The sequence below is a fragment of the Streptomyces sp. NPDC093094 genome, from assembly GCF_044754345.1.
In the GTDB taxonomy this organism is placed as follows: Bacteria; Actinomycetota; Actinomycetes; order Streptomycetales; family Streptomycetaceae; genus Streptomyces.
In genome coordinates, this window is sequence record NZ_JBIVOX010000001.1 from 43,366 (window position 1) to 54,808 (window position 11,443).

The window sequence follows — 11,443 nt, forward strand, 5'->3', positions numbered from 1 at the left end:
GGGGTGCGTACCCGGCTCCTGCCCCTGCTCATCGTCCTGATGGCGGCCGTGCTGCTGGCGCTCGGACTGCCGCTCGCCGTCAGTGTCGCCGCGGCGCAGCAGCAGAAGGTCATCGTCGACCGGATCGACGACACCGCGCGGTTCGCCGCCCTCGCGCAGTACGTCATTCCGGCCACGACCGGCCCCGGCACGGTCTCCCCGGACGAGCGGACGCTGAGCCGCGAACTGGCGAGCTACTACGAGGTCTACGGCATTCGTGCCGGTGTCTTCTACCGCAACGGCACCTCCATGTCCCAGGCACCCGGCGACTGGCTGCTCCCCGACGAGGGGGAGGTGCGCAGGGCGTTCGCAGAGGCGCTGCTCAGCCGGCGCAGCCAGGACCCCAAGCAGATCTGGCCCTGGCAGCAGCGCAGCCTGGTCGTCGCCTCGCCGGTCATCCGCGACGGTGACGTCGTCGCCGTCGTCGTGACCGACTCGCCCACCGGCGGGATGCGGTCGCGGATCCTGCACGGCTGGCTGACCGTCGCCGCGGGCGAGTTCGCCGCGATGCTGCTCGCCGTCGGCGCGGCCCTGCGGCTGACGGGCTGGGTGCTGCGGCCCGTACGGATCCTGGACGCCACCACGCACGCCATCGCGAGCGGCCGGCTGAAGTCCAGGGTCGCCGCGGCCGGCGGGCCGCCGGAACTCAGACGGCTGGCCCGGTCGTTCAACGAGATGGCGGACAACGTCGAGGACGTGCTGGAGCAGCAGCGCGCCTTCGTCGCGGACGCCTCGCACCAGTTGCGCAACCCCCTCGCCGCGCTGCTGCTGCGCATCGAACTGCTCGCTCTCGAACTGCCCGAGGGCAACGAGGAGATCGCCTCGGTCCAGGCGGAGGGCCGGCGTCTGGCCCAGGTCCTGGACGACCTGCTCGACCTCGCCCTGGCCGAGCACGCCCAGGCCGATCTGATCCTGACCGACATCGGCGCGCTCACCGCCGAGCGCGTCGCGGCATGGTCGCCGACGGCCGAGGCGAAGGGTGTACGGCTGGTGGACGACTGCCCGCCCGTCACGGCCTGGGCCGACCCGATCGCGCTGTCCAGCGCCCTGGACGCGGTGATCGACAACGCCGTGAAGTTCACGCCGCCGGACGAGTGCGTACGCGTCTCGGTCGCCTCGAACGGCGACATCTCCACCATCGTCGTCGCCGACCGAGGGCCCGGGCTGAGCGACGAGGAGCTCGTCCGCGTCGGCGATCGTTTCTGGCGCAGCGGGCGGCACCAGAACATCAAGGGTTCGGGACTGGGCCTGTCCATCTCCCGGGCCCTGCTGGCGGCGGGCGGCGGCTCCATCACCTGCGACCATCATGAACCGCACGGACTGCGGGTGACGGTGGCGGTGCCCCGCTCGGCACCTGCGCGCTGAGCCGCGAGGCACGCGGACGCGCCGCGGCTCGCCGGGGCCTCACCGCTCCGCAGCGTCACGGCGTCGGAGCTTCACGGCCTCACACCGCCGGAGCTTCACGACCGGCGCTTCACGGCGTCAGGGCTTCACCGAGCGGTAGTAGCGCCGGGCGCCGTCATGCAGCTGCACGGGGTCGGTGTAGATCGCCGTGCGCAGGTCCACGAGCTGCGCGGAGTGCACGTCCGCGCCGATCTTGTCGCGGCTCCTGATCACGGTGCGGGTCAGCCACTCGGTCAGCTCCGGGTCCGTGTCCGCGCGCGTGACGAGCAGGTTGGACACGGCCATCGTGGGGACGGGCGTGCCGTGCTGGACGGCCGGATAGGCGGACTCCGGCATGGTGGTGGGCCGGTAGTAGCGGCTCGCGCCGCCCCGGCTCTGCAGCCTGGCCACGAAGTCGGCGTTCAGCGGCACGAACCGGAGGGCGAAGTCGTCGGCCAGCTCCGTCAGACCGTCCGTGGGCAGCCCGCCGGACCAGAAGAAGGCGTCGATCCTGCCGCTCTTGAGGCCCGCCGGACCGGTGGTGATGCCGTCGGGGAGCGGGGTGATGTCCGACCGGGGGTCGATGCCGGCCGTCTCCAGGACCTGGGTCGCGATCAGCCGCACCCCGGAGTCGGGCAGCCCTATGGCGACCCGCTTGCCCCTGAGGTCCTCGACCGACTCCACGTCCGAGTCCGCCGGCACGACGAGGTGCACGTAGTCGTCGTACAGACGCGCGACCCCGCGGAGCTGCGCGGCGCCCGGACCGGCGTCCTCGCGGTACGTCTCCACCGCGTCGGCCGCGGCGATCGTGAAGTCGGCGGTGCCGGTCGCGACCCGCGCCACGTTCTTCTGCGAGCCCTCGCTCAGCTGGAGCTCGACCTCCAGGTCCGGCATGTCCTTGTGGAGGGCCTTCCGCAGCAGGCTGCCGTACTTCTGGTACACCCCGTGCGGCGAGCCCGTGCTGACCGTGATCCTCCCGCTCGGCGGCTCCTCGCCCAGCGGCAGCAGCCACCACAGCAGCAGCCCGAGCACCACGAACGCGGCACACGCGCCCTGCAGGGCCCGGCGCCCGCCGATACGGGAGAGGAACGTGGACATGGGCGAGATCCTGCCAGCCGGGACACCGTGCTGGCCAGGGGCGGAGCACGGAGCAGGAGCACGAGGGGCGGGAGCGGGCCCCGGGAGTGTCGGTGGCGGCCGTTAGAGTCGGCGCATGAGTTCTTCCCCCGCCGCTCTCGTCCGCGAGTTCCACGAGGCTTTCGGCCTGGACGCCCGCAGTACGCCCGCCGAGGTCGCGCCGGACCTCGCGGAGCACCGCGGCGAACTGCTCGCGGAGGAGGCGGCGGAGGTCGCCGAGGTGTCGGTGTCCGGGCCCCTGGACCGGCTCGCGCACGAACTCGCGGACGTGGTGTACGTCGCCTACGGCACGGCGCTCGTGCACGGCGTCGACCTCGACGAGGTGATCGCGGAGATCCACCGCTCCAACATGACCAAGCTGGGCCCCGACGGCCAGGTCGCCCGCCGTGCCGACGGCAAGGTCCTCAAGGGCGAGCACTACGAGGCCCCGGACGTCTCGGCCGTCCTGCGCCGCCAGGGCTGGACCCCGGCCGACCCGGCCTGACCCGTCTCCGGGGGCGGGGGACCGGGCGGGACGGGCACCCCCGCGCGAGCGCCTACCCTTGAGCCATGACCAGCAGCAGCGACCGGAGCCCGGCAGTGGACGTCCAAGGAACCAAGACGTACGAAGTGCGCACCTACGGGTGCCAGATGAACGTCCACGACTCCGAGCGGTTGTCCGGGCTGCTGGAGGACGCGGGGTACGTACGCGCCCCGGAGGGGTCCGACGGCGACGCGGACGTCGTGGTCTTCAACACGTGCGCCGTGCGCGAGAACGCCGACAACCGGCTCTACGGCAACCTCGGCCGCCTCGCGCCCAGGAAGGCGAGCCGCCCGGGCATGCAGATCGCCGTCGGCGGCTGCCTGGCGCAGAAGGACCGCGACACCATCGTGAAGAAGGCGCCCTGGGTGGACGTCGTCTTCGGTACGCACAACATCGGCAAGCTGCCGGTCCTGCTGGAGCGCGCCCGCGTCCAGGAGGAGGCGCAGGTCGAGATCGCCGAGTCGCTGGAGGCGTTCCCCTCCACGCTGCCGACCCGCCGCGAGAGCGCGTACGCCGCGTGGGTCTCCATCTCCGTCGGCTGCAACAACACCTGCACCTTCTGCATCGTCCCGGCGCTGCGCGGCAAGGAGAAGGACCGCCGCACCGGAGACATCCTCGCCGAGATCGAGGCCCTGGTCGGTGAGGGCGTCTCCGAGATCACCCTGCTCGGCCAGAACGTCAACGCGTACGGCAGCGACATCGGCGACCGCGAGGCATTCAGCAAGCTGCTGCGGGCCTGCGGCGCGATCGAGGGCCTGGAGCGGGTGCGCTTCACCTCGCCGCACCCGCGCGACTTCACCGACGACGTCATCGCGGCCATGGCCGAGACGCCGAACGTGATGCCGCAGCTGCACATGCCGATGCAGTCCGGCTCGGACACCGTCCTGAAGGCGATGCGCCGCTCCTACCGGCAGGAGCGGTACCTGGGGATCATCGAGAAGGTGCGGGCCGCGATCCCGCACGCCGCGATCACCACCGACATCATCGTCGGCTTCCCCGGTGAGACCGAGGAGGACTTCGAGCAGACCCTGCACGCCGTCCGTGAGGCGCGGTTCGCGCAGGCGTTCACCTTCCAGTACTCCAAGCGCCCGGGCACGCCCGCCGCCACCATGGAGAACCAGATCCCCAAGGAGGTCGTGCAGGCCCGCTACGAGCGGCTCGTCGCCCTTCAGGAGGAGATCTCCTGGGAGGAGAACAAGAAGCAGGTCGGCCGCACCCTGGAGCTGATGGTCGCCGAGGGCGAGGGCCGCAAGGACGGCGCCACCCACCGGCTGTCCGGCCGCGCCGCCGACAACCGCCTGGTCCACTTCACCAAGCCGGAGCAGGAGGTGCGCCCCGGCGACGTGGTCACCGTCGAGGTCACCTACGCCGCCCCGCACCACCTCCTGGCCGAGGGCCCGGTGCTCGACGTGCGCCGCACCCGTGCGGGGGACGCCTGGGCCAGGCGCAACGCCGAGGAGCAGGAGAAGAAGCAGGGCGTCATGCTCGGCCTGCCCCGGGTCGGGGTCCCCGCGCCGCTGCCGGTGGCCGCGGGAAGCGGCTGCGGCTGCGACTGACCGGGTGACCGGCTGACCTGCCGATCGAGGAGTGACACCCCCGCGCCTGCGGGGGGTTACGCTGCCGATCATGCTTGCCGCCGCCGCAGTCTGCCCCTGTCCTCCGCTGCTGGTTCCCGAGGTCGCCGCGGGGGCCGCCCCCGAACTGGACGCCGCGCGTGCCGCGTGCGCGGACTCCCTGGGGCTGCTCGCCGCGAGCCGGCCGGACCTGCTCGTCGTCGTCGGTCCGGTCGACGAGGCCGGACCGACGCGGTACCGGCAGGGCACGCCCGGGTCGTTCCGCGGGTTCGGGGTCGACCGCGAGGTCACGCTGGGGCGGCCCGAGCCGGACACCGCGGGCCAGGACGTGCTTCCGCCGTCGCTGGCCGTCGCCGGATGGCTGCTGGAGCGGGCCGGCTGGGCGGATGCCCCGATCGAAGGACTCGGCGTCGGGGAACCGCTCGCGGCCGAGCGGTGTATCCACATCGGGAACGAGATCGCCGCCCGGGCCGAGCGGGTGGCCCTGCTGGTGATGGGCGACGCCAGCGCCTGCCGTACGGTCAAGGCGCCCGGCTATCTCGACGAGCGGGCCGAGCCGTTCGACGCGGAGGCCGCGAGGGCGCTGGGAGCGGCGGACCTTACGGCCCTCAAGGGTCTGGACACCGGCCTGGCCCATGAGCTGAAGGTGTCCGGCCGGGCCCCCTGGCAGGTCCTGGCGGGCGCGGCCGAAGGAGCCGCCCTGCAGGGCACCCTGCTGTACGAGGACGCGCCCTACGGCGTGGGGTACCTGGTCGCGGCCTGGTCGTAGCAGCCGCGGAAGCCTGGTCGGGGAAGCCGGGAAACGGCGGACGGCCGGGAGGCGCTGCTCCGCGGCCGTCCGCCGGTCGAGGCGTGGTTCAGGAAGCCGGTGGCGGTGAGTCCGGCGGCGGGGCGGAGCGGTCGGGGGCTCCGGTGCCGTCCTTGTGCGCGAGTCGGTCCATGGCCTCCTTGGCCTTGCCCGTGCCCGTGTGGATCTTGTTGCTGTACTTGCCCTTGGTCTTCTCGTCGACGACCTTCGCCGCCTTGTCCAGCCCGTGCTGGACCTTGTCCCCGTGCTGCTGCGCGAGGCCCGAGACCTTGTCCTTCGCCGGGGAGAGCTTGGCCTTCAAGTTGTCCAGGAGACCCATGGTCCACCTTCCGTCGCGGGGCGGGTCACTTGCGGGCGCCCTCGCCGGCCTCGTTGTCGGCAGCCTCCTCGGCGGACTGCTGCCGGGGGATTCCGACTCCGTCCGCGGCGGCGTCCGTGCCCGACTCCTTCACCGGGGCCCCGGTCACCGTCCCGGTGTCCGCCGAGGCCGGCTTTTTCGCCGTCCCCGAAGCTTCCTCCGCCTCGTCCGCGTCGACCCCGGCTGCCGCCGGTGCGGCTGCCCGGGCCTCGGCTGCCGACGCTCCCTCTGTGGTCTTCGACCTTCGGAGAAGTCGCGCAAAAACGCCCATTTCAACTCCATACGTTACTCGTGCGGGGGAAATCCCGCGTTGCCCGGAGCGTCCGTTCGCGTCGCCCGGGTCACCGCCTTTCGCCGACGGGCGGCGAGAACCTCGCATCGGGCAACGACCCCGCACGGCCCCTGTCACGTAACTCGTTCGGGGTCACCGTGCGAGGTTTGCGAGACTGGTGCGGTGAGCAGCGCAGCCCCCGCCCCCCGAGTCATCGCCGTCGTCGGTCCCACCGCGGCGGGAAAGTCAGATCTGGGCGTCCACCTCGCCCGGCAGCTCGGCGGCGAGGTCGTCAACGCCGACTCCATGCAGCTGTACCGAGGGATGGACATCGGTACGGCCAAGCTGACGCCCGACGAACGCGGCGGTGTCCCGCACCATCTCCTCGACATCTGGGACGTGACCGTCACGGCATCCGTCGCGGAGTACCAGCGGCTCGCGCGTGAACGCATCGACGCCCTGCTGGCCGAGGGACGCTGGCCGGTCCTGGTCGGCGGCTCCGGCCTCTACGTCCGGGGTGCCGTGGACAACCTGGAGTTCCCCGGCACCGACCCGGAGGTCAGGGCCCGGCTGGAGGAGGAGCTCGTGCTGCGCGGCTCCGGGGCCCTGCACGCCCGTCTCGCCGCGGCCGACCCCGAGGCGGCCCGCGCGATCCTGCCCAGCAACGGACGCCGTATCGTCCGCGCCCTGGAAGTGATCGAGATCACCGGCCGGCCGTTCACCGCCAATCTCCCCGGCCACGACTCCGTCTACGACACGATCCAGATCGGCGTCGACGTGGCCCGGCCCGAACTGGACGAGCGCATCGCCCGCCGGGTCGACCGGATGTGGGACGCCGGCCTCGTGGAGGAGGTGCGCGAACTGGAGGCGCAAGGGCTGCGCGAGGGGCGTACGGCCTCGCGCGCGCTCGGCTACCAGCAGGTTCTCGCCGCGTTCGCCGGCGTGTGCACCATGGAGGAGGCGCGCGCCGAGACGGTCCGTGCCACCAAGCGCTTCGCGCGCCGTCAGGATTCATGGTTCAGGCGGGACCCTCGCGTGCACTGGCTGAGTGGGGCTGCGGCGGATCTCACAGAACTTCCGCACCTCGCGCTGACGTTGGTCGAACGACCGGTCACAGCCTGATCACGTCATGGCATCGGGACGCTCAGGCCGTCATCAGGGCCTCCGGGGCCGTGCCATCATCGAGCTTCGATCGACCAAGTGGAGTCCGAGTTGGGAGGGCGCGTGGCGATGGAGGCCGGCCCTCGCGACACCGCACACGACACCGAATCCGTCACCGCCGACAGCGCGGCGACGGAGCCGGACGAGCAGCGGCTGAACTCCGACGGGCCCGACGAGACGTCCGACGGGATGACCGACGACGGCCCCGACCCCGAGGAGATGTTCGCGGGCGGCCCCGAGGTCGAGGTCGAGCTGCGCCCCCGGGGCCGGCTGCGGATCTGGCAGCTCGCGCCCATCGTGGGCCTGGCCGCCCTCGGCTCCCTGATGTTCGCCTTCCCGCTCGCCTTCGACTTCGGCGACAGCGGCGCGGTGATCGCCATGCTGGGGCTGCTCCTGTCCTCCTGCGCCGCGGGCTGGGGCATGATGGCCGCCCGCCGCGTCGGATACACCTGGCCCGGCCTGCCGCAGCGCGGCTCGGGGCGCCGGCCGGACTGGCGGGTCGTGCTCGCGTACACCGTCGTGGTGCTGTCGGTCGTGGTGCTGGCCGTGTGGCGGGTCGCGCGACTGCGCTGAGGCCCGGCTCCGCCGTCCCCGGGCAGGCCGCGGCCACCTGGTGACACGGCGTGCCGGAGTGTCGTGCCCACCCCGTACGATCGAGGGATGAGCACGCGGATCGCCTTCCTCAAGGGTCACGGAACCGAGAACGACTTCGTGATCGTCCCGGACCCCGAGAACGCCGTCGACCTGCCCCCGGCCGCCGTGGCCGCGCTCTGCGACCGCCGCGCGGGCATCGGCGGCGACGGCCTGCTCCACGTGGTGCGGTCCGCCGCGCACCCCGAGGCCGAGGCGATGGCCGACGAGGCCGAGTGGTTCATGGACTACCGCAACGGCGACGGCTCGGTCGCGGAGATGTGCGGCAACGGAGTGCGCGTGTTCGCGCGCTACCTCCAGCATGCCGGTCATGTGACCGAGGGAGACATCGCGGTCGCCACGCGCGGAGGTGTGAAGACCGTGCACCTCGCCAAGGACGGCGACGTGACCGTCGGCATGGGCAAGGTGCTGCTCCCCGAGGGAGACGTCACGGTGAGTGTCGGCGAGCGCAGCTGGCCCGCGCGGAACGTGAACATGGGCAACCCCCACGCGGTCGCCTTCGTCGACGACCTCGGCGACGCGGGGACGCTCTACGAGGCGCCGCCGTTCAGCCCGGCCTCCGCCTACCCGGACGGGGTCAACGTCGAGTTCGTCGTCGACCGCGGTCCGCGGCACGTGGCGATGCGCGTGCACGAGCGCGGCTCCGGCGAGACCCGCTCCTGCGGCACGGGCGCGTGCGCGGTCGCCGTCGCCACGGCCCGCCGTGACGGCGCCGACCCGGCCGTCACCGGCACCCCCGTGACCTACACCGTCGACGTCCCCGGCGGCCGCCTGGTGATCACCGAGCACCCCGACGGCACGGTCGAGATGACCGGCCCCGCGGTGATCCTCGCCGAGGGCGAGATCGACGCGGACTGGCTGGCGGACGCACTCGCCTGAGCGGGCCGTCCCCGGGCCCGGACCTGCGGGCGACGGGCAGCGCCCGCAGGTGTCCGTGGGCGTCCGCAGGTGTCCGCAGGTGTCCTCAGGTGTCCGCAGGTGTCCGCGCTGCGGAAGCGGCGCTTCCAAGAACCTCCCGGCCACTGTGGAGTCCCCCCGCGCGCACCGCGTGCGACACGCCCGGCCGCGGGGGAGTGACCGGACCTCGGTTCGACTCCCCGGTCCCCCCAGGTCACGCACATCGCAAACCGTAAACCTCAAAACCTTCGCTCGAATGGGTGATCCGTTTCACGCTCGGCGAGAGGCGGTCAGCCGGGCGTGATGGGCTCGGTAGCATCAAGCACCGGCCCGGACGGGGGACGGTCACCTTTCCCTGAGCCGTGTCCGCCACAGGGCGCCCCGTCCACCGGTCCACGCAGCCGGAGGTGCCCATGAGTGCGGAGGCCACGAACCCCGCGAGCCCAGGCCCGGTGACCGGCGCCCTGACAGGGCTGCCGACGACACCGTCGGCGCCCCGCAAGAGGGCCCGTCCCCGGATCGACCTGCGCCGTCTGGGCCGTGCCGCGCTGCTCGGCCCCGCCGGCCGCGACCGGCTGCCGGACGCGATCAGCCATGTCGTCGACGCGCACCGCGCCCATCACCCCGACGCCGACATCGAGCCGCTGCGCCGGGCCTACGTCCTCGCCGAGTCCTCCCACCGCGGCCAGATGCGCAAGAGCGGCGAGCCGTACATCACGCACCCCCTCGCGGTGACCCTGATCCTCGCCGAGCTCGGTGCCGAGACCACGGCCCTGACCGCCTCCCTGCTGCACGACACCGTCGAGGACACCGATGTGACCCTCGACCAGGTCGGCGAGCAGTTCGGCGCGGACGTGCGCTTCCTCGTCGACGGCGTCACCAAGCTGGAGAAGGTCGACTACGGTGCCGCCGCCGAGCCGGAGACCTTCCGCAAGATGCTCGTCGCCACCGGCAACGACGTACGCGTGATGTCGATCAAACTCGCCGACCGGCTGCACAACATGCGCACGCTCGGCGTCATGCGCCCCGAGAAACAGGAACGCATCGCCAAGGTCACCCGCGACGTGCTGATCCCGCTCGCCGAACGCCTGGGCGTCCAGGCGCTCAAGACCGAGCTGGAGGACCTCGTCTTCGCGATCCTGCACCCCGAGGAGTACGAGCACACCCGTGAGCTGATCGTCGAGAACACCTCCCGCGCGGACGACCCCCTCGCCGAGATCGCCGACGAGATGCGCACCGTGCTGCGCGAGGCCGACATCAGCGCCGACGTCCTCATCAGACCCCGGCACTTCGTCTCCGTGCACCGCGTGTCCCGCAAGCGCGGCCGGCTGCGGGGCGCGGACTTCGGGCGGCTGCTGGTCCTGGTGAACGAGGACGCGGACTGCTACGGCGTCCTGGGTGAACTGCACACCTGTATGACGCCCGTCGTCTCGGAGTTCAAGGACTTCATCGCCGTACCGAAGTTCAACCTCTACCAGTCGCTGCACACCGCGGTGGCCCGCTCCGACGGGCAGGTCGCCGAGGTCCTCATCCGTACCCACCAGATGCACAAGGTCGCCGAGGCCGGTGTCGTCGCGCTCGGCAATCCGTACGCGCCCGCCTCGGACGACCCCGCCGAGGGCGAGCGTGCCGACCCCACCCGTCCCGGCTGGCTCTCCCGCCTCCTCGACTGGCAGGAGGCCGCGCCCGACCCCGACACCTTCTGGTCCACCCTGCGCGAGGACCTCGCCCAGGACCGCGAGATCACCGTCTTCCGCCCCGACGGCGGCACCCTCGGCCTTCCCGAGGGCGCGACCTGCGTGGACGCGGCCTACGCGCAGTACGGCGAGGACGCACACGCCTGCATCGGCGCACGGGTCAACGGGCGGCTGGCGACCCTGAGCACCACGCTGCGCGACGGCGACACCGTGCAACTGCTGATGGGCCAGGACCCCGCCTCCGAGCCGTCCCGGGAGTGGCTGGACCACGCCCACACGGCCGCCGCCCGGATCGCCATCCAGCGCTGGATCGCGACCCATCCGGCAGCCGGCGAACCCGACGCACCGCCGGCACGGTCCGAGGCGGACCTGCGCGGCGCACCGGACGTCCCCGCCCCGGCCCGCCCCGGCATTCCCGGGCCCGCCGCCGGTGAACGGCCCGGCGGCGCGGGGGCCGTCGCCGACCGGCCCGGCGCGACCGTGCGCCTCGCCCGGTGCTGTACGCCCGTACCGCCCGACGAGGTCACCGGGTTCGCCGTGCGCGGGGGAGTGGTGACCGTGCACCGCGTCGAATGCCCGGCAGTGGCGCGCATGACGGACGCGGGGCGCGCGGAGGTCGGTGTGCGCTGGGGCGACACCACCGAGTGCCGGGTGACCCTCTTCGCCGAATCGTTCGTCCGCCCGCATCTCCTGGCCGATCTCACCGAGGCGATGGCGCTCGAGGGTGCCGAGATCGTCTCCGCGACGGTGGAGCCGCCGAGCCAGCAGCGCGTGCGGCACACGTACACCGTCACGCTCCCCGACGCCGCCCGCCTGCCCGTGCTGATGCGCGCGATGCGCGGTGTGCCGGGCGTCTACGACGTGAGCCGCGAACAGGCCGACGGCGCCTGACGCCGCACCGGCGGCACGACGCCTCTCGCCGCGGCCGCTCGGTCCGGTCCTGT

11 protein-coding genes are annotated in these 11,443 nt (G+C 72.6%); 8 read left to right on the forward strand and 3 right to left on the reverse strand.

From position 1 onward, the window contains the following. The first annotated feature begins 3 nt into the window (after positions 1–3). Positions 4–1,404: an ATP-binding protein gene (locus ACIQGV_RS00190; protein ID WP_402488214.1), complete on the forward strand. Its 1,401-nt coding sequence runs from the start codon at positions 4–6 to the stop codon at positions 1,402–1,404. 117 nt (positions 1,405–1,521) lie between these two features. Here the strand turns inward: ACIQGV_RS00190 and ACIQGV_RS00195 are convergent, their stop codons facing one another. Continuing rightward, on the reverse strand, positions 1,522–2,520 hold the full coding sequence (locus ACIQGV_RS00195) for a TAXI family TRAP transporter solute-binding subunit (protein ID WP_402488216.1): 999 nt from the start codon (positions 2,518–2,520) through the stop codon (positions 1,522–1,524). Between the two features lie 115 nt (positions 2,521–2,635). Between ACIQGV_RS00195 and ACIQGV_RS00200 the strand changes: the two genes are divergently transcribed. The 3 genes from ACIQGV_RS00200 (at position 2,636) to ACIQGV_RS00210 (ending at position 5,425) form a co-directional block, all read left to right on the forward strand. Continuing rightward, positions 2,636–3,043, forward strand: coding sequence for a MazG nucleotide pyrophosphohydrolase domain-containing protein (locus ACIQGV_RS00200; protein WP_402488218.1), 408 nt, complete (start codon positions 2,636–2,638; stop codon positions 3,041–3,043). Positions 3,044–3,108: 65 nt separating this feature from the next. After that, complete coding sequence (gene miaB / locus ACIQGV_RS00205) at positions 3,109–4,638, forward strand: tRNA (N6-isopentenyl adenosine(37)-C2)-methylthiotransferase MiaB (protein ID WP_402488221.1); 1,530 nt, start codon at positions 3,109–3,111, stop codon at positions 4,636–4,638. Between the two features lie 70 nt (positions 4,639–4,708). Further along, the gene (locus ACIQGV_RS00210) at positions 4,709–5,425 is read left to right on the forward strand and encodes a class III extradiol dioxygenase subunit B-like domain-containing protein (protein ID WP_402488224.1); all 717 of its coding nucleotides are present in this window, start codon (positions 4,709–4,711) and stop codon (positions 5,423–5,425) included. Positions 5,426–5,513: 88 nt separating this feature from the next. On the opposite strand, the gene ACIQGV_RS00215 is transcribed toward ACIQGV_RS00210, so the two are convergent. Both ACIQGV_RS00215 and ACIQGV_RS00220 read right to left on the reverse strand, forming a co-directional pair. Then, positions 5,514–5,783, reverse strand: a complete 270-nt coding sequence (locus ACIQGV_RS00215) for an antitoxin (protein ID WP_402488227.1) — start codon at positions 5,781–5,783, stop codon at positions 5,514–5,516. Between the two features lie 25 nt (positions 5,784–5,808). Continuing rightward, positions 5,809–6,093: a hypothetical protein gene (locus ACIQGV_RS00220; RefSeq protein WP_402488230.1), complete on the reverse strand. Its 285-nt coding sequence runs from the start codon at positions 6,091–6,093 to the stop codon at positions 5,809–5,811. 183 nt (positions 6,094–6,276) lie between these two features. On the opposite strand from ACIQGV_RS00220, the gene miaA reads away from it, so the two are divergent. From miaA to ACIQGV_RS00240, 4 genes are all read left to right on the forward strand, one after another. Continuing rightward, positions 6,277–7,215: a tRNA (adenosine(37)-N6)-dimethylallyltransferase MiaA gene (miaA, locus tag ACIQGV_RS00225; protein ID WP_402488233.1), complete on the forward strand. Its 939-nt coding sequence runs from the start codon at positions 6,277–6,279 to the stop codon at positions 7,213–7,215. Positions 7,216–7,323: 108 nt separating this feature from the next. Then, complete coding sequence (locus ACIQGV_RS00230) at positions 7,324–7,827, forward strand: hypothetical protein (RefSeq protein ID WP_402489436.1); 504 nt, start codon at positions 7,324–7,326, stop codon at positions 7,825–7,827. An 87-nt stretch (positions 7,828–7,914) separates the two neighbouring features. After that, positions 7,915–8,784, forward strand: a complete 870-nt coding sequence (dapF, locus tag ACIQGV_RS00235; protein WP_402488235.1) for a diaminopimelate epimerase — start codon at positions 7,915–7,917, stop codon at positions 8,782–8,784. Positions 8,785–9,215: 431 nt separating this feature from the next. After that, positions 9,216–11,390, forward strand: a complete 2,175-nt coding sequence (locus ACIQGV_RS00240) for a RelA/SpoT family protein (RefSeq protein WP_402488238.1) — start codon at positions 9,216–9,218, stop codon at positions 11,388–11,390. Positions 11,391–11,443 lie beyond the last annotated feature (53 nt).